The sequence below is a fragment of the Sphingomonas sp. genome (genome assembly GCF_019635455.1).
Taxonomy (GTDB): Bacteria; Pseudomonadota; Alphaproteobacteria; order Sphingomonadales; family Sphingomonadaceae; genus Sphingomonas.
On sequence record NZ_JAHBZJ010000002.1, the window covers coordinates 240,138 to 264,330 of the forward strand.

At 67.9% G+C, this 24,193-nt stretch carries 21 protein-coding genes; 7 read left to right on the plus strand and 14 right to left on the minus strand.

The genetic code is table 11. The annotated features are described in order from the left end of the window. Nucleotides 1–8 precede the first annotated feature (8 nt). The 6 genes from KF783_RS03775 to KF783_RS03800 form a co-directional block, all read right to left on the minus strand. Complete coding sequence (locus KF783_RS03775; protein WP_294076707.1) at nucleotides 9–914, minus strand: MipA/OmpV family protein; 906 nt, start codon at nucleotides 912–914, stop codon at nucleotides 9–11. 67 nt (nucleotides 915–981) lie between these two features. Continuing rightward, nucleotides 982–1,398 (minus strand): DUF2141 domain-containing protein, encoded by a 417-nt coding sequence (locus KF783_RS03780; RefSeq protein WP_294076708.1) that lies wholly within the window; start codon nucleotides 1,396–1,398, stop codon nucleotides 982–984. Then, the gene (locus KF783_RS03785) at nucleotides 1,337–2,140 is read right to left on the minus strand and encodes a sterol desaturase family protein (RefSeq protein WP_294076710.1); all 804 of its coding nucleotides are present in this window, start codon (nucleotides 2,138–2,140) and stop codon (nucleotides 1,337–1,339) included. The genes KF783_RS03780 and KF783_RS03785 overlap by 62 nt, the downstream gene beginning before the upstream one ends. Nucleotides 2,141–2,317: 177 nt before the next feature. Beyond that, nucleotides 2,318–3,739, minus strand: coding sequence for a metalloprotease TldD (tldD, locus tag KF783_RS03790; RefSeq protein WP_294076712.1), 1,422 nt, complete (start codon nucleotides 3,737–3,739; stop codon nucleotides 2,318–2,320). 85 nt (nucleotides 3,740–3,824) lie between these two features. After that, nucleotides 3,825–4,055, minus strand: coding sequence for a zinc-finger domain-containing protein (locus KF783_RS03795; RefSeq protein ID WP_294076713.1), 231 nt, complete (start codon nucleotides 4,053–4,055; stop codon nucleotides 3,825–3,827). Nucleotides 4,056–4,124: 69 nt separating this feature from the next. Next, on the minus strand, nucleotides 4,125–4,433 hold the full coding sequence (locus KF783_RS03800; RefSeq protein ID WP_294076715.1) for a hypothetical protein: 309 nt from the start codon (nucleotides 4,431–4,433) through the stop codon (nucleotides 4,125–4,127). Between the two features lie 103 nt (nucleotides 4,434–4,536). Between KF783_RS03800 and KF783_RS03805 the strand changes: the two genes are divergently transcribed. Together KF783_RS03805 and KF783_RS03810 are read left to right on the plus strand one after the other, a co-directional pair. Next, nucleotides 4,537–5,454, plus strand: a complete 918-nt coding sequence (locus tag KF783_RS03805) for an ABC transporter ATP-binding protein (RefSeq protein WP_294076716.1) — start codon at nucleotides 4,537–4,539, stop codon at nucleotides 5,452–5,454. Between the two features lies 1 nt (nucleotide 5,455). Next, the gene (locus tag KF783_RS03810; RefSeq protein WP_294076717.1) at nucleotides 5,456–5,647 is read left to right on the plus strand and encodes a hypothetical protein; all 192 of its coding nucleotides are present in this window, start codon (nucleotides 5,456–5,458) and stop codon (nucleotides 5,645–5,647) included. Here KF783_RS03810 and KF783_RS03815 read toward each other — a convergent pair. Both KF783_RS03815 and KF783_RS03820 read right to left on the minus strand, forming a co-directional pair. After that, nucleotides 5,644–6,549, minus strand: coding sequence for a PHB depolymerase family esterase (locus KF783_RS03815; RefSeq protein WP_294076719.1), 906 nt, complete (start codon nucleotides 6,547–6,549; stop codon nucleotides 5,644–5,646). The two genes, KF783_RS03810 and KF783_RS03815, sit on opposite strands and share 4 nt — an antisense overlap. Before the next feature lie 67 nt (nucleotides 6,550–6,616). Next, a complete protein-coding gene (locus KF783_RS03820; protein WP_294076720.1) occupies nucleotides 6,617–7,576 on the minus strand; it encodes a hypothetical protein in 960 nt (319 codons plus the stop codon). 69 nt (nucleotides 7,577–7,645) lie between these two features. On the opposite strand from KF783_RS03820, the gene nadB reads away from it, so the two are divergent. After that, a complete protein-coding gene (nadB, locus tag KF783_RS03825; RefSeq protein WP_294076723.1) occupies nucleotides 7,646–9,241 on the plus strand; it encodes an L-aspartate oxidase in 1,596 nt (531 codons plus the stop codon). Between the two features lie 50 nt (nucleotides 9,242–9,291). On the opposite strand, the gene KF783_RS03830 is transcribed toward nadB, so the two are convergent. Both KF783_RS03830 and KF783_RS03835 read right to left on the minus strand, forming a co-directional pair. Next, complete coding sequence (locus KF783_RS03830) at nucleotides 9,292–10,509, minus strand: hypothetical protein (RefSeq protein ID WP_294076724.1); 1,218 nt, start codon at nucleotides 10,507–10,509, stop codon at nucleotides 9,292–9,294. Continuing rightward, a complete protein-coding gene (locus KF783_RS03835; protein WP_294076725.1) occupies nucleotides 10,506–11,714 on the minus strand; it encodes a cation:proton antiporter in 1,209 nt (402 codons plus the stop codon). Before KF783_RS03835 ends, KF783_RS03830 begins: the two co-directional genes overlap by 4 nt. A gap of 209 nt (nucleotides 11,715–11,923) precedes the next feature. On the opposite strand from KF783_RS03835, the gene KF783_RS03840 reads away from it, so the two are divergent. Further along, complete coding sequence (locus KF783_RS03840; protein WP_294076727.1) at nucleotides 11,924–13,012, plus strand: serine hydrolase; 1,089 nt, start codon at nucleotides 11,924–11,926, stop codon at nucleotides 13,010–13,012. Nucleotides 13,013–13,054: 42 nt separating this feature from the next. Here the strand turns inward: KF783_RS03840 and KF783_RS03845 are convergent, their stop codons facing one another. Continuing rightward, nucleotides 13,055–14,686, minus strand: a complete 1,632-nt coding sequence (locus KF783_RS03845; RefSeq protein WP_294076729.1) for a type IV secretory system conjugative DNA transfer family protein — start codon at nucleotides 14,684–14,686, stop codon at nucleotides 13,055–13,057. After that, entirely contained in the window at nucleotides 14,683–15,396 is a 714-nt protein-coding gene (locus tag KF783_RS03850) for a hypothetical protein (RefSeq protein ID WP_294076730.1), read from the minus strand. The genes KF783_RS03845 and KF783_RS03850 overlap by 4 nt, the downstream gene beginning before the upstream one ends. Before the next feature lie 119 nt (nucleotides 15,397–15,515). Here KF783_RS03850 and polA point away from each other — a divergent pair, with 119 nt between their 5' ends. The 3 genes from polA to KF783_RS03865 all read left to right on the plus strand — a co-directional run bounded on the left by polA (nucleotide 15,516) and on the right by KF783_RS03865 (nucleotide 20,835). Next, nucleotides 15,516–18,284 carry a DNA polymerase I gene (gene polA, locus KF783_RS03855; protein ID WP_294076732.1) on the plus strand — a complete coding sequence of 923 codons (2,769 nt, stop codon included), beginning with the start codon at nucleotides 15,516–15,518 and terminating at the stop codon, nucleotides 18,282–18,284. A gap of 91 nt (nucleotides 18,285–18,375) precedes the next feature. Next, nucleotides 18,376–19,890 carry a lipopolysaccharide biosynthesis protein gene (locus KF783_RS03860; RefSeq protein ID WP_294076733.1) on the plus strand — a complete coding sequence of 505 codons (1,515 nt, stop codon included), beginning with the start codon at nucleotides 18,376–18,378 and terminating at the stop codon, nucleotides 19,888–19,890. Between the two features lie 66 nt (nucleotides 19,891–19,956). Then, a complete protein-coding gene (locus KF783_RS03865) occupies nucleotides 19,957–20,835 on the plus strand; it encodes a caspase family protein (protein ID WP_294076735.1) in 879 nt (292 codons plus the stop codon). 10 nt (nucleotides 20,836–20,845) lie between these two features. Here KF783_RS03865 and purH read toward each other — a convergent pair whose 3' ends face one another. Both purH and KF783_RS03875 read right to left on the minus strand, forming a co-directional pair. Next, complete coding sequence (gene purH / locus KF783_RS03870) at nucleotides 20,846–22,417, minus strand: bifunctional phosphoribosylaminoimidazolecarboxamide formyltransferase/IMP cyclohydrolase (protein ID WP_294076737.1); 1,572 nt, start codon at nucleotides 22,415–22,417, stop codon at nucleotides 20,846–20,848. A 56-nt stretch (nucleotides 22,418–22,473) separates the two neighbouring features. Further along, nucleotides 22,474–24,144, minus strand: a complete 1,671-nt coding sequence (locus KF783_RS03875) for a heparinase II/III family protein (protein WP_294076963.1) — start codon at nucleotides 24,142–24,144, stop codon at nucleotides 22,474–22,476. Nucleotides 24,145–24,193 lie beyond the last annotated feature (49 nt).

Here is a 24,193-nt window from a genome sequence, read left to right on the forward strand (position 1 = left end):
CGCAGCGTTCAGAAGGTGAGCGCAAGTCCGGCGCCGAACGTCAATTGGTGGCGCGAGCCGGCGATCGCGACGAGCGGGGAGTCGGCGAAGTCGCCGATCAGCTTGCGATAGGTGCCGCCCGCGACAAGCGCGAGGCCCTTGGTCAGATCGCCGGTCAGCGCATAGGTGAAGACGCCGCCAAAGGTGACGTCCTTCTGCCCGCCCTTTGGCGTGAAGACGGGAAGGCCGCTGGCGACGCTCCCCGCCGGGGTGACGCCGAAATAGGTGCGGGCGTAACGATCCTGGACGATTTCGGCCGACGCGAACAGGCCGACCAGCGCCCGGGTGCTGAGCGGCGTCGTATAGTTGATCGACGGCGTCCAGATGCCGGTATTGTGGATGCGCGTGACGTCGTGCCGATAGCTGAGGCTGACCGAGAGCTTGTCATAGTCGCTGGTGATCAGCCCGGTCTTGCCGATGCCGATATAGCCGCCGACCTCAACCGCGGTATCGACCTCGCCCAGCGCGCGGACGCGGGGATCGTGGATCGCATCCTTGTTGGTGCGATTGAGGTTCACCACCGCGACCGGACCCAGCTGGATATCCCAGTCGCGCCCGGCAACCTCCGGAATCAGGTCGAGGCTGGCGCGATTGCCGAGCACGGTGAAGCTCATCCCCGCAATCGTGCCGTTGGCGGCGGGAAGCGGTGTCCAGCGATGGTCGTTCGACCCTTCATAATCCGGAATCCACGCACCACCCACGCCGATCGTCAGCCGCGCCGCGCCCTCCTGCGCGACATCGGCCTGTTCGGCGGTGGCGGCAGGGGCGGCCGCAGCCTCCTGACCCGGCGGATTGACGGTTTCGGACGGAGGGGCGTCCTGCGCCCAGGCAGGGGTCGCGGCGAGGGCGGCGGCGATGAACATGGGCGTGCGCATTGGGAGGGCTTCCTGAAGACCGTTTCAGCTTCGCAACGCGGTATCGCGCAAATGGATGCAGGAAGCGTTACAGAAGGTAGCGCATCTTCACCGGCTGTGGCGCGGAACCGTTATCAAGCGGAAAGCGGGCGGCGTCGAACTTTGGCGGCCCAAAGCCGATCCGCGGATTGCGACTGAACCCGAACCCTTCACGCGGAATGCCCATCACCGTGTCGAGGCGTTTGTTGCCGTTTTCGTCATGGATGATCGCGGCGGCATAGCTGCCCGGTGCCAGACCGTCGATCCGGATGACCGGCGCGGCGGCCGGCACGGTGCGGGTGACCGCGCGCGGATCGCCCTTGCAGTCGGGGAAGCTGTCCGGCCGCGTGGTCAGGCACAGCTGAAGCACACCCTTTGCCGAGCGCAGCCCCTGAACGTCGAGTTCAAGCGTCGCCACCGGCGAGGCCGCCGGAAGCAGCAGCGCCGCCACCGGGAGCAGCGCCAACCCGGGCCGCGGCGCGGCCATGCGCGCGCGTGAAATCGCCGATGCCACGGTCCGTACCGCAAACCCGGTCCCAGAAACGGAAATACAGCCCATAATTGCACCCATAATGCTCATGGTGCCGCTGATGATGGCTGGCCGTGATCAGCCAGTTCCCGAGTGGCCCCCGCCACATCACCCGCGGAAACACCTCCCACCCCATGTGATTGGTCACACCCATAACCGTCATGATTCCCAGCACAAAGCCCAATGCGCCGACCTGTATCGGAATGAGGAACACCAGTGTCGGAATCACCACGGCGCCGGTCAGCGCCTCGATCGGGTGAAAGCTCATCGCCGCCCAGGCGGTGGGCGGGCGACTGTCGTGATGGACGGCATGGGCGATGCGGAACAGGCGCGGGCGGTGCATCCAGCGATGCGTCCAGTAGAACCAGCTGTCGTGCGCGAAGAGATAGAGAAGGATCGAGAGCGGCAGCCACCAGATCGGATAGGCCGAGACGTCGGTATAGATCAGCGTCCAGCCAAGATTGCGCCACCCCCAGGCGACGATGCCGGCCGGAACGCCATAGATCGCCGCACTGGCGAGGCTCCAGCCGATCTCGCGGCGCATCTGCCGGTCAAGACCGGCATAGAGGCCGGGATGTCGCACCCGCGTCGCCCAGGCGAAACCGCCCGAGACGATCAGATACCGCACGCCGACGATCAGCGTCATCGCGAGCGCGGAAAGAAGGATGGCAAGGACCATGACGCCATCTAGCCGCAAGCATGGGCGGTGCGCACGGGATTTCGCGATCGTCGCGCGCACCGGTCAGGCGTGACCGACAATCGCCCCGTGCGTGGAAGGAACGGGAGGGGGGCGAGCGTTTCGCTACACCTGCTCCACCCCCGTTCGCGGCGATCCTGCTCGCCATTCCGGAAAGACTTATGCGGCGGTGCCGCCGACGGTCAGCCCATCGACCAGCAGCGTCGGCTGGCCGACGCCGGCGGGAACGCTCTGCCCGCCCTTGCCGCACATGCCGACCCCTTCGTCGAGCGCGAAATCATTGCCGATGCCGGTCACCCTGGTCAGGCAGGTCGGCCCGTCGCCGATCAGCGTCGCCCCCTTGATCGGCGCGCCGAGTTTGCCGTTCTCGATCCGATAGGCCTCTGTACAGGAAAAGACGAACTTGCCGGAGACGATATCGACCTGCCCGCCGCCAAAGGATTTGGCGAAGATGCCGTTCTTCACGCGCGAGAGCAGTTCGGCGGGATCGTCCCCGCCCGCCTTCATAAAGGTATTCGTCATGCGCGGCATCGGGGCGTGCTGGTAGCTTTCGCGGCGGCCATTGCCGGTCGGTTCGACCCCCATCAGCCGCGCGTTGAGCCGATCCTGCATATAGCCGCGCAGGATTCCGTCCTCGATCAGCACCGTTTCACGCGTCGGGGTCCCCTCGTCATCGATCGACAGCGAGCCGCGCCGATCGAGGATCGATCCGTCATCGACCACGGTGACGCCCGGCGCGGCGACGCGCTGCCCGATCCGTCCGGAAAAGGCGCTGGTCCCCTTGCGGTTGAAATCGCCCTCCAGGCCGTGGCCAACCGCTTCGTGCAGCAGGACGCCGGGCCAGCCGGGGCCGAGCAGCACCGTCATCTCGCCCGCCGGCGCATCGACCGCCTCAAGGTTCACCAGCGCCTGGGCCAGCGCCTCGTCGATCGCGCGGTTCCATGTTTCGGGCTGAAACAGCCGGTCGTAGAGCGCGCGGCCACCGGTGCCGAAGCTGCCGGTTTCGCGCCGGCCGTTCGTTTCCACGACGATCGAGACGTTGAGCCGGGTGAGCGGGCGGATGTCAGTGGCGACAAAGCCGTCGGGGCGGACGATCTCGACCACGCTCCATGCGCCGGTGAGGCCGACCGAGACCTGTACGACGCGCGGATCGCGTGCGCGGGCGGCGGCGTCGATCGTCTGGCAGAGATTCACCTTGTCCGCGAAGGGGACCAGGTCGAGCGGATCGGCGTCGGTGTAGAGATGGCGGTTGGTGCGCGGCGGCGGCGCGGCGCGGGGCGCGGTCGCCGGATCGATCAGCGCCATCGTCTCCCCCGCACGACGGATCGCCGCCTCGGTCAGCTCGTTGGCATGGGCGAAGGCAGTGGTTTCCCCGCTGACCGCGCGCAGCCCGAAGCCCGAATCGGTGTTGTAGGACGCGGTCTTCAGCCGCCCGTCATCGAACCCGAACGCTTCGGACTTGCGATATTGGAGATAGAGTTCGCCATCGTCGGCACGCGCGAGCAGATCGGCGGTCAGCCGTTCCGTCGCATCGGGATCGAGCGTGTCGCGATACAGGAAGCCGCGAGGATCTTTATACATGCCCCGAATATAGGCTGGACGGGCGCAAGCGCCAGATCGCGCGCGCGGCGATCCTTGCGGCGGGCCTTAAGGACTGCGGCCGCCCCTAAAGGCTGGCGCCGGAGGCGATGTCGGGCAGATCGCCCTGATCGACCCCGTCGGCGGGACCCCCGACCAGGATGAAGCGGCGATCGCAATAGCCGCAATCGACATAGCCATGCTCGTCGATCTCGAGGAACACGCGCGGATGGCCGAGCGCGGCGGGGATTCCCGCCTGCGCGCCGTCACAGGCGACGCGGCGGTGGGTGACGCGGGTGGTTTCGGGCGGCGCGATCATGCCATGCGCGTTAGCAAAGCGGCGCGGGCGCGGCAATCGGCTGTGCGTCGCCCGCACGATGCCGGCGCATCACATCGATTTGGTCGCGGCCTGAACCTGGTCGGCACAGGGTTCGGCGAGCGCAGCCGCGCCCCCCGCCCCGTCGGGCTTGAGCGCTTCCACCCCGGCCTTCACCGCCGGGCCGACCGCGGCATCGCCACTGCGCCCGGCGATCTTGCCAATGAAGAACAGCATCGTCGATTGCAGGCCGGGCTTGTCCGCCTCCTCGACCTGGTCCTCCAACAGGCTCATCGCGGCGACACATTTGCCGTCGGCGATATCGGCGGCGGACGGCGCGGCCTGGGCGGCGAGCAGAAGGGCGGCGAGCAGGACGGACATTGGCAGGTTCCCCAACAGCTTAGGCACCGAGCGTGGACGCCGGCGCGCCGCTTGGCAACCTGTTTCACTTGCCAAGCGGCGCGGCGCGGCCCAAGTCGGCGCGATGAGCGACGCGGCGATCGAGATCGACGGCCTTTCCAAGGTCTATCAGGGCGGCAAGCAGGCGCTGGACGCGGTCAGTTTCGTCGTGCCGCGCGGACAGATTTTCGGCCTGCTGGGTCCGAACGGCGCCGGCAAATCGACGCTGATCAACATCCTGGCCGGGCTGGTCAACAAGACGGCGGGGCGGGCCAGCATCTGGGGGTTCGATATCGACGCCCACCCGCGCAACGCCAAGCGCGCGATCGGCATCGTCAATCAGGAGATCCTGTTCGACCCGTTTTTCACCCCGGTCGAGACGCTGGAAATCCAGGCCGGGCTGTATGGCGTGCCGAAAGCCGAGCGCAAGTCGATGGAACTGCTGCGCGCGGTGCATCTGGAGGACAAGGCGAACGCCTATTCGCGTACCCTGTCGGGGGGCATGAAACGGCGGCTGATGGTGGCCAAGGCGATGGTCCATTCGCCGCCGGTGCTGGTGCTGGACGAGCCGACCGCGGGCGTGGATATCGAATTGCGGCAGCAGCTATGGGCCTATGTGCGCGGGCTGAACGAGCGCGGCGTGACCGTGGTGCTGACGACGCACTATCTGGAGGAGGCCGAGGAGCTGTGCGACCGGATCGCGATCATCAACCATGGCCGGCTGATCGCGAACGAACCGACCCGCGCGCTGGTCGGAAGGACCCAGGAAAAGGCGGTCGAACTGGTGGTCGATCGCGACATCGCCGCGCTGCCCGACAATGGCTGTTTCCAGAAGATCGAGGCGAAGGGCGAGCGGACGCTCGTCATCACCTATCGCAAGGACCAGGCGAATGCGGGCGAGGTACTGGGCGCGGTGCAGGCGGCCGGGTTCGGGATCGTCGACGTCAGCACGCGCGAAGCGGACCTGGAGGATGTGTTCCTGAGCCTGACGCGGGCAGGCTGAGATGAGCGCTCGCCCTACCTCGGACGAACTCGCGGGCATGACAGCGAACGAGCGTTTCTACGCACTGGGTACGCTCGGCGCGTTCGACGCCGCGCGTCGGACCCGGGACCGAGCGGCGATGATCGCGATCTACCGCGATGCCGAAGTCGAAAACGCCGAGCAATGCGTCGATAGAATTCTGGCGGCGGACTAACGCCGGTAGCGCTTGAGGAAATTCCACATCGCGTCGTTGTCGGCGGTCCATACATGGCCGGCGCCGCGGGTGATGCGGCCCATCACCTCCGCGCCGCCGCGACACCGGGTGTAGAGCTGTTCGTAGCGGTTTGCGGCGAGGTCGCGGAACAGCAGCGTGCTGGCGCAACCGTCCAGCTGCGCCCAGCGGGCAAGCGCGGCGGTCATCGGATATTGCCAATAACCCGCGCCACCGCCCTGGATCGGGTTGGTGCCGTCCTTGTCCCCGGCAAAGGCGATCACCGGGACCGGGTTCGCGGGGCGGCAGGTCGCGGGATCGGGGCGCGTCGGGTCATTGGCGAGCGGGTTGCCGGCGCGCAGGCCGACCACCGGGGCGATGGCGGCGATCGCGTCGGAGGCGACGCAGCCCAGCCATGACGTCATTCGCCCGCCGCCCGACAGGCCGGTCGAATAGACGCGCGCGCGATCCGCACACCCCCGATCGGACAGGAAGCGGATCGCGGTACGGATGAACGCGACATCGTCGGCGTCGCCCGGACCCGGCACCTTGCCGGTGATGGTGGGAACGCCGGGGATGTTCCAGACGAAGCCCGTTTGAACCGGGATGCCGCCATCGGGCGCGGCGAGCAGGAAGCCGTGGCGGTCGCTGGTCCCCTCAAGCTGCGACTGGCGCAGGATGCCGGCACCGTCGCCCCCGCTGCCGTGCAGGACGAAGAGCAGCGGAAGCGGCGCGCGGACGGACGCGCCGGCCGGGACGTGCAACAGCAATGCGCGGCCGGTATCGGCGATGGCGATGCGCTGGGTCGTCCCCGGCGCACCGAGCGAACAGGTGGGCGCGGCACGGACCGGCGCCAGTCCCGCGAACATCAGGGTCAGGGCGGCGGCAATCCATGCGACGCGCATCGGGCAATCTCCCACAAGACGCCCCCGATCTACCGGACGAAGGCGGCAGCGCAAGCGGATCGCGCGATCAGGCCTTGCCGTAAACCCAGCGGGGCCGCAGTTCGAGCACCCAATCCTCTCCTTCCGAAAAGAACACGGGATCGTGGCATCGATCGAGGATCGCGCCGGCATGCGAATCGAAATCGGCGCGTGCGAGTTCGATCGCCAGGCCGCCGGGCCAGGGCGCGAGGCGAAGCCGCCCCCCGGGCGGGAGGCGGGCGGCAAGGAAATCGCGCACGAGCGTGTCGCGCGCCGATCGATCGCCGGGCATCGGGACGCTGAGATCGGCGCGGGTGCGGTGCCAGTCGATCCGGACCGGCGCGGCGCCGCGAAAGCTGAGCGAGGTCATGTCGTGCGGATAGAGCAATCGGACCCGCACCCCCGCCGCGACCAGCAGCCGGCGCAGTGGGGCGGCGGCGCGGCGCAGGTCGCGATTGACGGCACGCATGCGGGCGAATTCGGCGCTGGCATCTTCTCCCGGGACACAGGACACCACCCAGTCGCCGTCGATGCGGATCAACCAGTCGCCGGGAAGCGCGACGATCCACACCTCGCCCCAGCGCGGGACGCCGGTCAGCAGCGAGTTGAGATGCGCGGCGGCGAGCGCGGCGGTGGACAGGCGCAGGCCGACCCAGTCATTTTCATAGAGGATGGCGACAGGCGCGTCGGGATCGGCAAGTTCGGTGAGGATCGCGCGCGCGGCCGTTGCGCGGGCGCACGGATCGGTGCCGGTTTCGACGATGTGGGGAGAGATCGAAAGGTGCCAGGGCATCTCGCCCCACCCGGATGGCACCCAGTGCGGAATCCAGTCGCCGACCGCGTTGAGGTCTCCAAAGAAATACGCGACCCCGGCCCGGTCGAGCGCATCGAGCATCGCGGCATATTCCGGGCGGTTCGCAATGTCGCTGGCCCGTTCGCCCCCGCTGGCGAGCGACGCCTGAAGCGCCGCGCGGCGGGCAACCAGTTCGGCGCGCTTGTCGGCATCCATGTTTCGCCGCTAGCACGGTAGAGGAGAGCGCGCGAACAGGTTTGCGCTGACGATTTCGGATAGGGATAGATGGTCCATCAAAGCGAGGTTCTGGTGATCGGATCGGGCGCGGCGGGGCTGACCGCGGCGCTCAACCTGGCCGAACGGTTCAGAGTGACCGTGCTGGCCAAGGGCGCGCTGGACGAGGGATCGACCGCCTGGGCGCAGGGGGGGATCGCTGCGGTGCTGGACGCCGGCGACACGTTCGAAAACCATATCCGCGACACGATGATCGCCGGCGCGGGGCTGAACGATCGGGCGACGGTGGAGTTCGTCGTCGAGAATGCGCCGGCCGCGATCGCGCGGCTGGAGCAGCTGGGGGTGCCGTTCAACCATGAGGGCGCGGGCGGCAGCGGCGCGCTGCACCTGACGCGCGAGGGCGGCCACAGCCATCGCCGCATCGTTCATGTCGATGATGCGACCGGATGGGCGGTGCAGGAGGCCCTGATCCGCGCCGCGCGCGCCAATCCCAACATCACCCTGGTCCCCGACATGGTGGCGATCGACCTGGCGACCAGCCGGCACGAAATCCGCTATTCGGGCGCAGGCAATGTGTGGGGCGTCTATGCCGTCAACCGCGCGAGCGGGCAGGTTGAGCTGTTCACCGCGAACGCCACGGTGCTGGCGACCGGCGGCGCGGGGCGGACCTATCTGTTTTCCACCGCGCCGCGCGGGGCGACCGGCGACGGCATCGCGATGGCATGGCGCGCGGGATGCCGCATCTCGAACATGGAGATGATGCAGTTCCACCCGACCTGCCTGTACAATCTGGAGGTCAAGAACTTCCTGATCACCGAAGCGGTGCGCGGCGAGGGCGGGCGGCTGATCAACCCGGCGACCGGCCAGCGGTTCATGACCGAATATGATCCCGAACGGATGGAGCTGGCCCCGCGCGACGTGGTGGCGCGCGCGAACGATGCTGAGATCAAGCGGTACGGCCTGGACTATGTCCATCTCGACATCAGTCATCAGCCGCCGGAATTCGTAAAGGGGCATTTCCCCAACATCTATGAAAAGCTGATGGGGCTGGGCATCGACATGACCACGGGACCGATCCCGGTGGTGCCGGCCCAGCATTATACCTGTGGCGGGGTGGTGATCGATCTGGACGGCAAGACCGACCTACCCGGCCTGTACGCGGCGGGCGAATGTACCGAGAGCGGCCTGCACGGCGCGAACCGGCTGGCGTCCAACTCGCTGCTCGAATGTTTCGTGTTCGGCGAGGCGGCGGCCAAGCACATTGCGGCGCATTGGGCCGACCTGCCGCCGCCGCCGGCAATCCGGCCCTGGGACGAAAGCCGCGTGGCCGATTCGGACGAGGAAGTGGTCATCAAGCAGAACTGGACCGAAATCCGCCGGTTCATGTGGAACTATGTCGGCATCGTGCGGACGACCAAGCGGCTGGAGCGCGCGGCGCACCGCATCAAGATGCTGGGCGAGGAGATCGCCGACTATTACGGCCATTTCCGCGTGACCCCGGACCTGATCGAGCTGCGCAACCTGCACCAGGCGGCCGATCTGATCGTGCGCAGCGCGCTGCACCGGCACGAGAGCCGGGGACTGCACTATACGCTGGACTATCCCGAAACGCTGCCCGAGGCGGTGGACACGGTGCTGGTGCCTTAGTTGGTTAAGCGTCAGCTTGCGCTGACCGGCACCAGCAAGCCGAAACGCCCTCACCCCTCCGCCGATTTCCCCAGGATCAGCACCGCGACTGCGAGCAGCGCGGCGGCGGTGAACAGCGCGACGCGGCCCCAGCGGGTGGTGTCGCGCGCGACGATTTCGACCGTGATCGCGGTCACCGCCTGGATGCCGTAATACAGGACGAACGCTTTCGACGCCCATACGATCACTCCGAAAATGTCGGTGGACCACACGATGGCGATCGACGCGACGGCGCACACGACATAGGCGATGCCGACCGGCACCCGTTTCGGCGCCGCGCCATGGAGCAGGCCGCTGCCACCGTTCATGTCCGCCACCGCCGCCGACAGCTGGCTCATCAGCGCGGCGCCGATCACGAAGGCGGGGATGAAGGCACCGACCGGGCGCAGCAATTCGATGATGTGCGTTTCCCCACCCTGGGGCGGCAGCCGGCCGTCGAGCCACGGCGTCAACAGGCCGATAAAGGCGATATAGATGCCGAACGCGATCAGCTGGGCATTGCGCATCGTGCGCACACGTGTTTCGCGGTCATAGGAATCGCCCAGATAGCGCGAGGTTTCGAACCCCTGCACCAGGATGACCAGGCCGAGCAGGATGCGAACCGATTCAAAGCCATCGACATTCGCGGTCTTGGTCAGGTCAAGCGTTCCCGCCGCCAGGTGCGACGCGTCGGTCCACAGCAGCGCCGCGATGATCCCGCCGATCAGCGCCAGCTTCACCCCCACGGACCCCAGCTCGACATGTTCGAGCCAGCGCAACCCCCCGAACAGGCCGAGCACACCCAGCGTCGCGATGATCGCGGTGGTGAGGATGCGGCCTATATCCGCGTCGACGATTCCCAGCCCCTTGAGCGCAAACGCCGAGAGCAGGTCGAGATAATAGGCGACCGAGACGAAATAGGCGAAGGCGAGCGCGAGGCTGGCCGCCCAGTCCATCCAGTCGACGATGTTCGATTCATTGTCCGCCAGCATCGGTTCGGCACGGCGGATATTCTCCCGGATCGCCAGGCCGAACACCCAGCTGACCGCGCACAGCCCCGCCATGCCCAGAAACGCCCAATGCCCGGCGGCATGGCCCAGGATCGGCCCGGCAACCAGAAACCCCGACCCGATGATCGAGGCGAGCGGCGTCACCGTCGCGCGCCACATCGCCGAACGCAGCAGCCGGGGATTGAGCGTGACCAGCGCGATGCCGATCGCCGCGACGATCAGGATGATGTCGCCGATCAATGCAGGGTTTCCCCGTCCCCGCGCGGCGCGAGCAGGCCGAGCCGGCGGATGAGCCACGGCATCGTCAGCCCCTGCACATAGATGGAGAAGGCGACCACGGCGAAGGCGACGGTGATGATCGAATCACGCTCCGCGATGTTCGCCGGGAGCGCCAGCGCCAGGGCGAGCGCCAGCGCGCCGCGCAGACCGCCCCAGAACAGCACATGCTTGTAGCGCCACGGCACGCGCAGCCGCGTCTTCGCGAACGCCGCCATCACCGGATAGATCGCGACGGCGCGCCCGGCGAGCGAGAGCAGCGCGGCCAGCCCCGCCGCCTCGATCACCGCCAGGATCGGCATCTGCGCCTCGCGCCCGCCGATCAGCAGGAAGATGAACGAGTTGATGAGGAAGGCCACATATTCCCAATGGTTGAGCACCGCCGGCCGCCCCTCGTCCGAGATCGAGCCGAGAAAGCCGTAATTGCCGACGATCAGCCCGGCGGTGAGCGTCGCCAGCACCCCGGAAAAATGAAAATGTTCGGCGAGCAGGAACGACCCATAGGCAATCAGCGTGGTGAGCGTCACCTCGATCAGCCGATCGGTTGTGCGTCCGGCGATGAGCACCAGCGGCACCGCCACCGCCGCGCCGGCCGCGATGCCGCCGACCACCGTGGTCAGCAGCTTCAGCGAGATCGCCGCCGGCCCCGCCCCCTGTCCCGCCGCGATCGCGACCAGCACCGCGAAACCGACCGCGGCGACGCCGTCGTTGAGCAGGCTTTCCGATTCGACCAGCAGATGAAGGCGGTGCTCGACCTTCATCGCGCGGAAGGCGGCGATGACCGAGACCGGATCGGTCGCCGCGATCAGCACGCCGAAGAACGCGGCGCCAAGCCAGCTCCACCCGGCGAACCAGTGCATTCCCGCAGCGACCACGCCGGCCGCGAGCACCACGCCGAGCGTCACCAGCACGAACAACAGGGGAAGTTCGCGGCGAAACGGTTTCCACGGGATCTGGATCGCCGCCTCGAACACCAGCGGCGGCAGGAACACGATCATGATGAGTTCGGTGCTGAGCGTCAGCGGCAGGCCCAGCGGCAGCAAGGCCAGCGCGATTCCGGCGGTGACCAGACCGACGCTGTAGGGCAGTTTGAGCCGGTGCGTCGCGATCGCCACCAGCGAGGCGACGAACAGCAAGAGGCCGATGAACGGGATGTCCAGCTGCTCCACGATCGTCCCCCCTGTTTCGCGCTGGGACCCTTTAGACCGGAATCAACGGCTTACGCCACAGTCCGAACGCGAAACCGTACTTGCGATTTATTCACGCTTTGCCGACATATTATGGGCGTTCGTCGCAGATCGGGCCGAAACGGCTTGAGCGCGACCGGTGCCGTACCGCATGATCGAAATGGGCAGGGGTAAGGCTTATCGTGTTGGCGATGCAGGAATTCACGGTGTTGCAGAGAGCGTTGACGCTGGCGGGGCTGGCCCCCGCGCTGTTGATCGGTGCGGGAACGCATCGCGACGACCTGCCCGCCGATCTGACGCCGCCGACCTATCGCGTCGCGGTGCCGCCCGCGCCCGCACCGCTCCCCGTCTTTCCCGCGCCCGCCGCATTGACGACATCGATCGACGCGCTGGCGCGCGATTTCGGCGGGGTCGTGGGGATCGCGGTCCGCAGCCTGGAATGGGGCTGGCAGGTCGATGCCAATGCCGATCGCCGCATGCCCCAGCAGAGCGTGAGCAAATTGTGGGTCGCGATGACCGTGCTGAACGCGCGCGACGAGGGCAGGCTGACGCTGGACGATCCGGTGACGCTGACCCGCGACAACCTCACCGTGTTCCACCAGCCGCTGGCGACGCTGATCGTCAAGAACGGCATGTATCAGACGACGGTGCGCGAACTGCTGCTGCGCGCGATGCAGCAGAGCGACAATACCGCCAACGACACGTTGCTGCGGCTGGCCGGCGGTCCGCAGGCGGTGCGCGCCTTCATCGCCGAAAAGGGGTTGGGCGACATCCGGTTCGGCCCCGGCGAGAAGCTGTTGCAGGCCAAGACCGCAGGCCTGACCTGGAAGCCCGAATATTCGATGGGCCGATCGTTCCAACAGGCGCGCGCGGCCCTGCCGCCGGCGGTGCGGCGGGCGGCGTTCGACGCCTATGTCGCCGATCCGCCCGACGGCGCCGCGCCATCGGCGATTGCGCTGGCGCTGGCACGGCTGAAGGCGGGCGAGGTGCTCAAGCCCGATTCGGCGCGTTGGCTGATGAACGTGATGGAGGGCTCGCATACCGGCCGGATGCGGCTGCGCGGTGCGGTGCCGCCGGGATGGACCTTTGGCCACAAGACCGGCACCGGCCAGGATCTGGGCGGACGCACCGCCGGCTATAACGATGTCGGTATCCTGACCGCGCCCGATGGCAAGGCCTATACGATCGCGGTGATGATCGGCGATACGCCGCGCCCGATCCCGCAGCGACAGGAACTGATGCAGGCCGTGGTCGCGTCGATCGTCGCCAACCACCGCTGATCCGCGATCGGTCCCGCACCGCCGGGCGGAGCGGGGCGCGGGTCAGGGTTCGCCGGCTCCTTCCCCGTCCGACTCCCCGCCCAGCCGCCGGATCAGCGCGTCGAGCCCGCGATTGCGGCGATCGCGCCGGCGCGCGGGCGGCGGCGGTGGCGCTGCGGGCGGCATCGCACCCGGGCGCGCGTGCGAATCGCCCTCCTCACGGAAAAACGGCATCGTCGCCAGTTCGACCGGTTCACGCCGGGGCGGTCCGTCGGGGCGCCGCTCGAACAGCTTGATCCGCGGGCTGGGCGGCGGCAGCACGGCACGCGCGGTATCGTGGAACGGATTGACGTCGAACGCCCCGGCAAAGGCGGGATCGTTGAGGTAATCGGGCTTGCGCGCGACGACCACCTCCTCACCCGAGATCTGGAGCAGCATCTCGTCATCGGTGAGATCGAGCACCTCACGCTCTTCGCGATAGCCGGTAATGTCCGCCATCGTCGCGGCGGCGCGCATGTTGCGCGGGCCGAAACACTGGATCACCTCGCAATTGTTGAGCATCGTTTCCCAGTCGAGCGGGTAGAGCAGCCGCAGCTGGCTGACGTCCTGCCAGAAGCTCCAGGTCTGGACGCCATAGCCGCGCAGGAGCGTGATCGCCTGGCGCAACTGCGGCAGCGTGCCGAGCTGGGCGGATTCGTCGAGCAGGAACAGCGTCGATGCCGGCGGCCGCGCCCGGCGCCGGGTGATGAGCGAGATCAGCGCCATCACCCAGAGCCGGAGCAGCCTGCCATGGCTTTCCATCATGTGCGGGGGCAGCACCAGATAGATGGACAGCGGATCGCCGCGCGTCACCGCATCGATATCGAAATCGCTGGAGGACATCGACGCCTCGACCTGGGGGCCGCGCAGGAAATCGGTGCCGTCCTGCGCCATCGACAGGATCGACCCGACCCCCTGGCTGGACCCCAGGCGCAGGATGGTGGCGGCGATCCGCGCCTCGGGATGCGGTGAGTTTTCCAGTTCCTCGCGCGCCGATCCCGGTTCGGGCGGGCCGTCATTCACCTCCCCGATCAGCTGGGCGAGCAGCTTGCGCACGGTGGCGAAGGTGCGATCGGCGGGCGCGGCGGTGGTGACGACGTGCAGGATCAGGCCGATCAGCAACTGCTGGCCGCGCTGATACCAATAGGTGTTTTCGGGATCGTCCTTGCCATCGATCATCGCCGCGGCGAACATCGCGGCGAGATCGACGCCATCGACGCTTCCCCCGTCGATCAGGTCGAGCGGGTTGAACCGCCCGCCGCCGTCCGATGCGATGCACATCGGATCGAGGATCACCACCTGATGCCCCATTTCCCGCCGCCGGCGCGCGGTGACCGCGACATTCTCACCCTTTGGATCGATCGCGATCACCGGGCCTTCATGGCGCAGCAGCGCGGGCATGATGCAGCTGCGCCCCTTGCCCTGACCGGTGGGGGCAAAGGTGATGATATGCCCCTCCCCCTCCAGCAGGATCGGGTCGAGAAAGCCGGTTTCCGGGCGCTTCGACGGGTCGCCATAGCCGAAACCCACGCGCGGATCGCGGTGCGAGCGTTCGAGCGACCAGGCGACGAGCAGCCCCTTTTCCTCCGCCAGGTCGGGCAGGCGGATCGTGCGATCGGGAACGGCCAGGCGACGGAACGGGTCGCGCGCGGTCATGCCGGCACCCCCCAGTGCGGGATGCGGAACGGGCCGATCCAGCTTTCCGCCTCCGCCGGGAAGGGCGTTTCGAGCGGTTCGTCATCGACCATTTCGATCATGCCGTTGCGCTGAAGTTCGAACCGCGCGCGAAACAGCGCCCCGCCATAGAAGACCGGGCTGGCGATGCTCCAGAACCCAGGGACGCCGCGCGCCTGGACCGGGCGGTCGAGTAGCGCCAGCGTCTCCGCCCCAGGATCGGCGCCGGCATGCCAGGCCACCTGTTCGGGTGCGGCGATCACCCGAAACCGGCCTTCATCGCCGCGCACCACGTTGCAGAACAGCCGGTGGTAATCGAGCGCCTGGGGCAGGGTTTCGAGCGACAGCGCGCCGTCCACATCGTTGAGATCGTGGAGCACCGCGCTGCCGCCATCGAGCAGGTGCATGCCCCATGGGCCGTAAAGATGGTTGGAAAGGCCCAGCTGCTCGCCGATCCGCGCCTGCACCTCGATCAGCAGGCCGCCGGGATAGCAGGCGAGCGGGCGCGCGCGCAGCCGTTCGATGCGCAGATCGTCGAACGGTTGCGCGCCCGCAATGTCCGGCGATGCGTCAAGCCGGTCGAACCCCGCGCCGATTTCGAAGGTCATGGTAAGCGCGTCGGCGCCGTGAAGCTCGCTCCAGTCGCCGGGAATGATCGGCGCCGCGCACCAGCCATGTTCGTCCATCGTCACGCACCCCCAAAAGGCCGGCCAGATGCCGAAAGGTAGGAACGTCGAACCGGCTGCGCAACGGTCACGCACCGCGTTCGCGGCCTCTCGCCCCGGCGCGGCTGCGCTGCTAAGCGGGGCGCATGCCTCATCTCTATCTGGTCGATGGTTCGAGCTTCATCTTCCGCGCCTATCACGTGCTGCCCAAGCTGACGAACCGGCACGGCGAGCCGGCGGGCGCGGTCTATGGCTATGTGAACATGCTGTGGAAGCTGGCCGACGAGCTGCACCGCGCCGACGGGCCGACCCATCTGGCCGTGATTCTCGACAAGAGCGAGCACACCTTCCGAAACGAGCTGTACGACCAGTACAAGGCGCACCGGCCACCCGCGCCCGAGGATCTGGTGCCGCAATTCCCGATGATCCGCGAGGCGACGCGCGCGTTCAGCCTGCCGTGCATCGAAGAACTGGGCTGGGAGGCCGACGACCTGATCGCCAGCTATGCCAGGGCGGCGCTGGCACAGGGATGGCAGGTGACGATCGTCAGCTCCGACAAGGATCTGATGCAGCTGCTGACCGAGCCGGGCATCGACATGCTCGACACGATGAAGGACCGGCGCATGGGTCCCGAGGCGGTGGTCGAGAAGTTCGGCGTCGGCCCCGACAAGCTGGGCGAGGTGCTGGCGCTGATGGGCGACAGCGTCGATAATGTGCCGGGCGTGCCGGGGGTGGGACCGAAGACGGCGGCGAAACTGATCCTGGAACATGGCGATGTCGAAGCGGTGCTGGCCGCCGCCGCCGACATGAAACCGTCGAAGATGCGCGACAATCTGATCGCGCATGCCGACATGGCGCGGCTGTCGCGCAAGCTGGTCGAGCTGGCGTGCGACGTGCCGCTGCCCGATCCGCTCGAATCGATGGAGCTGAACGGGATTCCCGACGCGCCGCTGCGCGCGTTTCTGGAGCATCACGGGTTCAAGTCGCTGCTCGCCCGGCTGGGCAATGCCGATACCAGCGTCGCCGATTCGCCGGTGGAGGCGCCACAGGCACCGGGCGTCGAACCCGATCCGCCCTGCGATCACGACGCCTATGAGACGGTGGTGGACGCGGCGGCGCTCGACCGGTGGGTCGCGGTGGCGCGGCATCAGGGATGGGTCGCGGTCGATACCGAAACCACCGGCACCGACGCGACCCGCGCCGAACTGGTCGGCGTGAGCCTGGCGCTGCATCCCAACCTGGCCTGTTACATCCCGATCGCGCACGGCGGCACCGACATGTTCGCCGAAAAGCCGGTGCAGCTCGATCGCGAAACGGTGCTGGCGACATTGAAGCCGCTGCTTGAGGACCCGGCGGTGCTCAAGATCGGGCATAACATCAAATACGACCTGATCATGCTGTCGCGCGCGGGGATCGCGGTCGCGCCGTATGACGACACGATCCTGATGAGCTTCGACCTCGACGCGGGGCTGCATGGCCATGGCATGGACGAGCTGGCGGCGACGCATCTGTCGCACAGCTGCATCGCGTACAAGGACGTGGTCGGGACGGGGAAGAAGCAGCTGGGCTTTCACGAGGTCGATCTGAAGGCCGCGACGCGCTACGCCGCCGAGGATGCCGACGTGACGCTGCGGCTGTGGCGGCGGCTGAAGCCGCGGCTGGCCTGGGAAGCATCGACCCGCGTCTATGAGATGGTCGATCGGCCGCTGGCGCGGGTCATCGCCGACATGGAGCTGGCGGGGGTGAAGGTCGATGCCGGCGTGCTGGCGAAGCTGTCCGACGAGTTTTCCCGGCAGATCGCCGCGCTGGAGGAAGAGATTCACGGGATTGCCGGGTTCAAGTTCACCATCGGCAGCCCCAAGCAGCTGGGCGACGTGCTGTTCGACAAGATGGGGATCAAGGGCGGGCGCAAGGGCAAGTCCGGCGTCTATTCGACCGACGTCAACGAGCTGGAGCGGATCGCGGCGGACAAGGATTCGCCGGGGCGCGAAATGGTGCTCAAGGTGCTCGACTGGCGCCAGCTCTCAAAGCTCAAATCCACCTATACCGATGCGTTGCAGGCGCAGATCAACCCGGCCACGGGACGCGTCCATACCAGCTATTCGCTGACCGGCGCCCAGACCGGGCGGTTGTCATCGACCGACCCCAATCTTCAGAACATCCCGATCCGCACCGAAGTGGGCCGGCAGATTCGCGATGCGTTCGTCGCCGAACCGGGCAATGTCATCCTGGCCGCCGACTATTCGCAGATCGAACTGCGGCTGGCGGCGCACATCGCCGACGTGCCGCAGCTGCGCGCGGCGTTCGAGCGCGGCGACGACATCCACAACATGACCGCGACCGAATTGTTCGGCGAGGTCAATCGCGACACCCGCGCTCGCGCAAAGACGATCAACTTCGCGATCCTCTACGGCATTTCACGCTGGGGCCTGGCCGGCCGGCTCGATGTCACGCCGGACGAAGCGCAGGGGATGATCGACCGCTATTTCGAACGTTTCCCGGGCATCAGCCGCTACATCGCCGACACGCTGACCGAAGCGAAGGAGCGCGGATACACAACCACCCTGTTCGGGCGAAAGACGCATTTCCCACGCCTTCGGTCCAAGACGCAGCATGAGCGCGCGGGAAGCGAGCGCGCGGCGATCAACGCGCCGATCCAGGGGACGAGCGCCGACATCATCAAGCGCGCGATGGCGCGGATGGGGCCGGCGCTGGCGGATGCGGGCCTGACCGATGTGCGGATGCTGATGCAGGTGCATGACGAACTGGTGTTCGAACTGCCCGAAGCCGATGTCGCGGCGGCCACGCGCGTGATCCGCACGGTGATGGAGGGCGCGGCCGAACCCGCCGTCACCCTGTCCGTCCCGCTGGGCGTGGAAATCGGCACCGGCCCCAGCTGGGGCGCGGCGCATTGAGGATGGCGTTTTCGTTCGTTTCGGGCGAAACCACGGACGCGATGGGGAACAGCGAACGAATGCGGCGCCGTGCGCCGGTGCGGGGCCGGCGATGAGCACGGACGGGCGACCGGCATCGTCGCGGGAGGACCTGAACGCGCTCGCCAAGGGCGGGCGGACCAATATCCTGGGCTTCATCCTGCGGCTGGCCGCGCGCATCCCGTTCCTGTTCATCGCCGGGCGGCTGTACGGCGCGGACACGGTCGGGCGGTTCGCGCTGGCGGTGGTGGTGGTCGAGCTGGCGGCGCTGCTCGGCACACTGGGCCTCAAGCGTGGGCTGGCGCAGGCGCTCGCCTCGACCGATCGACCGCACGTCCATGTGGTGTGGGACGGAATGGTGGTCGCGTTCATCGTGTCGGTGATCGCCAGCGCGGTGCTGTTCGCCTTCCCCGTCATCATGTTCCCGAGTACCGGCACCACCGGCCTCGACCGCTATCTGGCGGTGATCGTGTTCGCCATCGCCTGGTCCGATGTCAGCCTGGCGGCGCTGGCCTATCGCCACAATGTCCAGGCATCGGTGACCGCGCGGGCGATCGTTGAACCCTGGACGATCAGCATCGCCGCCTGGGCATTCTATTATGTCTCCACGCGCGACGGCCTCATCATGGCCTATGTCCTGTCGATGGCGGCGGCGCTGGTCGCCAGCCTGATCCCCTTCGTCCGCAGCTATGGCCTGCCGCGCGGATGGTCGCCGCGCGTGCGCCCGCTGATGCAGCTGGCCCGGCGCAACGCCCCGCTGGCCGGCGCCGACGCGATCGAATGGGGAACGCGCAACATCGACCGGTTCATCCTGGGCTATCTGTTCCCGCCGGCGATTGTCGGCATCTATTACATGGCGCAGCAGGTGGCGTCGGTTCCTCAGAAGCTGAAGACCAGTTTCGATCCCGTGCTGGGGCCGGTCATCGCGCGCAACCTGGCCGCCGGCAACCGCGCGGCGATCGCGGCGCAGGTGCGGCAGGTGGGATTCTGGATCATCACGCTACAGGCGGCGCTGCTGCTGATGTTCGGGATTCCGGCAGAGGGCGTGATGGGGATGATCGGACCCCAATTCGTCGCCGGCACCGCCGCCCTGTGCTTCCTGCTGGCCGGCGAGGTGGTGGCATCGCCCGCAGCGGTGTCGGAGGTCGGGCTGGTCTATATGGCGCGGCACCGCAACCTGGTGGTGTCGATGCTGCTGATCGCGTTTCAGGCGGCGCTGTCGTTCGCGCTGATCTTTCTGATGCGCGACATGGGGTGGGACGTGAACCACCAGGCGGTGGGTCCGGCGGTAGCGCTGATGCTGACGCTGGCGCTGGGTTCGGTGATCAAATGCTGGATGCTGGCAACGCTGACCGGCGCGTCGGTGTTCAGCCTGCGCGGCGGCTTCCTCGCCGCGATCGTGGTCGCGGGTGCGGTCGGCTGGGCCTTCACGCTGCTGCCGCCGCATTATGAATGGCTGGAGCTGGCCGCCGGCATCCCGGCGATCTTCGCCGCCTATTTCGCGGTGATCGCGCGATGGGCGTTCGGGGAGGAGGACCGCAAGCTGTTCCGAAAGCTGCCCAAGCCGGAGGTGCCGGAAGCAGCCTGACGATCGACCGTTGACAGCGTGCCGCCATCGCCGCCAGCCTGGGTTTGAGCAGAGGGAGACAGCTGCATGAAAACGTGGGTCACCGCGATGATCGCCGCCGGGTCGGCGCTGCTGCTGGCCGGCGCCGCGCCCGCCGGCCCCGATCGTAGCCTGGACCAGGCGCTGATCGTGGGCAGTGTCGAATATGCCGAGGGGGTCGCGGCCCCGTTGATCGGCGCCTATAACGATGCCGCGATCACCGCCCGGACATTGCTCGACCGCGGCATCCCGGGCAGCGGTGTCACGGTTCTCACGCAAACACCCTCGGCGGCGCTGATCGCGGCGCGCGGCAACCCGAAGCTGCGCGACATGCCCGCGCTCGCGACGCCGATCGCGGCACCGACCAGGGCCGCGATCATGGCGGGTTTCGCGCGATTGGCGCGCAACGCCAAGCCCGGTTCGCGGGTCGTCATCATGCTGTCGGGACACGGCCTCCAGATCAGTGGCAGGGCCGAGGCGGATGGACTCGACGGCGCATATCTGCCGTCCGACACGGGGCCGGCTGACGCCGCCAATGTGCCGCGCAACGCCATCACGGACGACGAAATCGCGGGCGCGGTCGAGGCGATCCGGCGCAAAGGCGCGACGGTCGTGCTGTTGTTCGCCTTCTCCCATTCGGGTGACGTGATCGACGACCTGCGTTTCGGCGCGCGCGACGCTGCCGTCACTGGCATGGCCAGCACGCCCGCAACGGCGACGGACCGACAATATCTCGTCCCGCACCGCGACTATCAGGCCCCGCCGTTCGCCGGATCGCCGATGATCGCCTATCTGATGCTCGAACTCGACAGGTGGCGCGGCATGACCAGCATCGCGTTGCTCAGCCGCAACATCGCACCGTGGATGGCGCGGCATCATCTGCCGCTCAACATCCCGTTCGGCCGCACCGACATCGAGGCGCTGTAACGCCGCCCGTTCAGTGGCGGAAGTGGCGCATTCCGGTGAACAGCATCGCCAGGCCGGCTTCGTCCGCCGCGGCGATCACCTCATCGTCGCGGATCGATCCGCCGGGCTGGATCACGGCGGTCGCGCCAGCCTCAACCGCGGCGAGCAGGCCGTCGGCGAACGGGAAGAAGGCGTCCGAAGCGACCGCGCTGCCGATCGTGCGCGGCTGATCCCAGCCGGCCTTTTCGGCGGCATCCTTCGCCTTCCACGCGGCGATGCGCGCGGATTCGAGCCGGTTCATCTGTCCCGCGCCAACGCCCGCGGTGCTGCCGTCCCGGGCATAGACGATCGCGTTCGACTTGACATGCTTGGCGACCGTCCAGGCGAACAGGCAGTCGGCGCGTTCCCGGTCGGTCGGCGCGCGCTTCGTCACGACCTGAAGGTCATCGCCGGTGACGCGGCCATTGTCGCGCGACTGGACGAGCGCACCGCCGGCGATCGTCTTGAGCATCAGGCCCGGGCGCATCGGATCGGGCAGATCGTCGCAGATGAGCAGGCGCAGATTCTTTTTCGACGCAAAGATCGCCCTCGCCTCCTCGCTCGCGCCGGGCGCGACGACGACTTCGGTGAAGATCTCGACGATCGCCCGCGCCGTTTCCGCGTCTAGCGGGCGGTTGAGCGCGATGATGCCGCCGAACGCCGAAACGCTGTCGCAGGCGAGCGCCGCGCGATAGGCGTCGGCCAGCGTGTCGGCGGTCGCCACGCCGCAGGGATTGGCATGTTTGACGATGACAACGGTCGGCGGGCCGTCGCGAAATTCGCTGACCAGCTCCAGCGCGGCGTCGGCATCATTGTAATTATTGTAGCTCAGCTCCTTGCCCTGCACCTGCTGCGCCTGGGCGATGCCGTGGGCAGAGGGGCCGGTGGGAAGATAGAGCGCAGCGGATTGATGCGGGTTCTCGCCATAGCGCAGTTCCGCGCCACGCCGGAACACGAGCGGAAGCGTAGCGGGAAAGCGCTCACCCTGATCGGCGAAGGCGAACCAGCTGGCGATCGTCGCGTCATATTGCGCCGTCAGCGCATAGGCCTTGGCCGCGAAGCGGCGGCGATCGTCCAGCGTCGTCTCGCCGGTCGCGACGATCGCATAATCGGCGGGATCGGTGACGATCGCGACATAGGCGTGGTTCTTCGCCGCCGATCGGACCATTGACGGGCCACCGATATCGATATTCTCGATGATCTCGTCGCGGCTGGCGCCCTTTGCGACGGTCTGCGCGAAGGGGTAGAGGTTGACCACGACCAGATCGATCATGCCGATCGCGTGATCGGACGCCGACGCCATGTGCGCGGCGTCGTCGCGGACCGCGAGCAGGCCGCCATGGACCACCGGATGCAGCGTCTTGACGCGCCCGTCCATCATCTCCGGAAAGCCGGTGAGATCGGAAATGTCGCGCACCGCCAGCCCCGCGTCGCGCAATGCCCTGGCGGTGCCGCCGGTCGAGACAAGTTCGACACCCCGGCCGGCGAGCGCGGTGGCGAGTTCGACGACCCCGGTCTTGTCGGAAACCGAAAGGAGCGCGCGGCGGATCGGGATGCTGGTCATGCGCGCGGCTTTACTGTGCGGGGCCGGTGCCGCAACCCCCGAGTTGCGGTTCGAACCTATCGCGCGCGATGGAACAGCCATGAGACGCTGCCGCCACCGGCCGGTGCCTCACCGGTCAGGACCAGCTGCTGGGTTTCACGCGGCATGCCCCGGTCGTCGATCCACACGCTTTCCTCGATCGCCAGCGTCGCGCCGCGCGCACGGAACTGCCACGCCGCCCCGCCCCGGGTGCGCAGCAAGGCGCCCATACCGTCGGCGGTAGGGGTTACCTCGACCCCCGGATGCAGGTGGAAGCGGATCGCGAAGGGCGCCGCGTTCTGCCGCCCCCGCCGCGCGGCGGGAAGCAGACTGTCCTCACCGCGTACGTCGCGCCCGTCGGCGCCAAGCGCGATGGTGCGGCGATGGATCACCCCATGGCGGCGGGCATAGCCGTCATGGCTGGCCTCGATCCGACTGGCGGTTTCGGTCTCGTGTCGCGCCAGCTCCATCTCGACCACGCCGCGACCGAGCGTGCCGTCGGGATGGATCGCGGTCGAATTGCTGTCGCCGACGATCAGCGTCGAATGGGCGGCGGAGGTGCGCAGCCCCTCGATCAACGCGGCGGGCAGGCGCAGATCGGCCCCCCGCGCGCCGCCACAGCTGACGACGATGCGTTCCGGTCCGTCCGAGAATTCGAAGGCGAGGGTGGAGGCGCACCCGCCCTCCATCACCCGCGCGATCGGCGGCGGCGCGGCATCCATGATGACAACGGTGCGCTGTTGCGCCAGCCGTTGATACCCCCATTCATGCGCCTGACGCAGCGGCCGGACGCGCGCGCCGGTCGCCGCGACGATCGCGTCGATCGTATCGCCATCGACCGGCAGCCCGCCCTGCCAGCTGGAAAGGCCGCGATCCGCATGGCATACGCCCAGCAGCGCGGTGACCATCCGGGTGAGGGCGTCGGTCTGGGCCGCCGGCGGATCCATGCGCCGCGCGGCATAGGTTTCGCGCAACAGCGTCAGGAGCATCACCGCATCCAGCAACGCCGCCGGCGCGCGCCCGATGATGCCGCCATCGCCGCTGATCGCACCGTCGAGCGCGCGCGCGAGTCCGGCCTCGCCAAAGGCGCGACGCGGATCGCCACCCGGGATCATGAGGCCGGCGGCGAGCACGCCGCACCAGGCGGCGATCCGCGCCGCGCCGGGCGGAACGCGATCCGCCGCGCGATCGAGATGACGCGCACCCCGCGCCAGCGCGTTGAGCACCTGGGACCGGTAGACCAGATCGGTGCTGGACAGGATCAGCGGGGCATGCGCGGTCCAGAACAGGATCCGCCGCCCCCACAGGTCGGCACGCCAGGCGGGATCGCGCACGCGATCGGCATGGGTGGCAAGCCACAGGCGCATCACCTGTTCGGCGACGGGCGCCGCCCGTTGCCGGGTGGCGACGGTCGACAGATCGCGCAGCCAGGCGAAGCTGTGGAAATAGTCCCCGAACGCCGCCGACCAGTCGGGCCGGGCCGTTCCCAGCGCGGTGACGTCATGGCTTTCGCCCCGAAAGCGCATCTGTCCCTCGAGCAGCGCATTGCCGCGCGCGGGATCCCCCAGGAACGGATCGTCGGCGACCGCGATCAGCTTGAGCGGATGACGGCCGCGCAGCCGGAGATGGTGGAGGGGGGTGCGCCAGGTCATGCGGTGGAAATGTTCGGCGATTCGGTCGGCGAGGGAAAGCCCCCTGTCGCCGCCCATCCGGATCAGCCGCTTGCCCTGATCGATCCCGTCGGCGGCGGGGTCGTCA

Bases quoted from the DNA above. Each gene is read 5' to 3' on its own strand.
- KF783_RS03775 (WP_294076707.1), bottom strand. From the start codon at position 914: ATGCGCACGCCCATGTTCATCGCCGCCGCCCTCGCCGCGACCCCTGCC.
- KF783_RS03785 (WP_294076710.1), bottom strand. From the start codon at position 2,140: ATGGTCCTTGCCATCCTTCTTTCCGCGCTCGCGATGACGCTGATCGTC.
- tldD (WP_294076712.1), bottom strand. From the start codon at position 3,739: ATGTATAAAGATCCTCGCGGCTTCCTGTATCGCGACACGCTCGATCCC.
- KF783_RS03795 (WP_294076713.1), bottom strand. From the start codon at position 4,055: ATGATCGCGCCGCCCGAAACCACCCGCGTCACCCACCGCCGCGTCGCC.
- KF783_RS03800 (WP_294076715.1), bottom strand. From the start codon at position 4,433: ATGTCCGTCCTGCTCGCCGCCCTTCTGCTCGCCGCCCAGGCCGCGCCG.
- KF783_RS03805 (WP_294076716.1), top strand. From the start codon at position 4,537: ATGAGCGACGCGGCGATCGAGATCGACGGCCTTTCCAAGGTCTATCAG.
- KF783_RS03810 (WP_294076717.1), top strand. From the start codon at position 5,456: ATGAGCGCTCGCCCTACCTCGGACGAACTCGCGGGCATGACAGCGAAC.
- KF783_RS03815 (WP_294076719.1), bottom strand. From the start codon at position 6,549: ATGCGCGTCGCATGGATTGCCGCCGCCCTGACCCTGATGTTCGCGGGA.
- KF783_RS03820 (WP_294076720.1), bottom strand. From the start codon at position 7,576: ATGGATGCCGACAAGCGCGCCGAACTGGTTGCCCGCCGCGCGGCGCTT.
- nadB (WP_294076723.1), top strand. From the start codon at position 7,646: ATGGTCCATCAAAGCGAGGTTCTGGTGATCGGATCGGGCGCGGCGGGG.
- KF783_RS03840 (WP_294076727.1), top strand. From the start codon at position 11,924: ATGCAGGAATTCACGGTGTTGCAGAGAGCGTTGACGCTGGCGGGGCTG.
- KF783_RS03845 (WP_294076729.1), bottom strand. From the start codon at position 14,686: ATGACCGCGCGCGACCCGTTCCGTCGCCTGGCCGTTCCCGATCGCACG.
- polA (WP_294076732.1), top strand. From the start codon at position 15,516: ATGCCTCATCTCTATCTGGTCGATGGTTCGAGCTTCATCTTCCGCGCC.
- KF783_RS03860 (WP_294076733.1), top strand. From the start codon at position 18,376: ATGAGCACGGACGGGCGACCGGCATCGTCGCGGGAGGACCTGAACGCG.
- KF783_RS03865 (WP_294076735.1), top strand. From the start codon at position 19,957: ATGAAAACGTGGGTCACCGCGATGATCGCCGCCGGGTCGGCGCTGCTG.
- purH (WP_294076737.1), bottom strand. From the start codon at position 22,417: ATGACCAGCATCCCGATCCGCCGCGCGCTCCTTTCGGTTTCCGACAAG.
- KF783_RS03875 (WP_294076963.1), bottom strand. From the start codon at position 24,144: ATGGGCGGCGACAGGGGGCTTTCCCTCGCCGACCGAATCGCCGAACAT.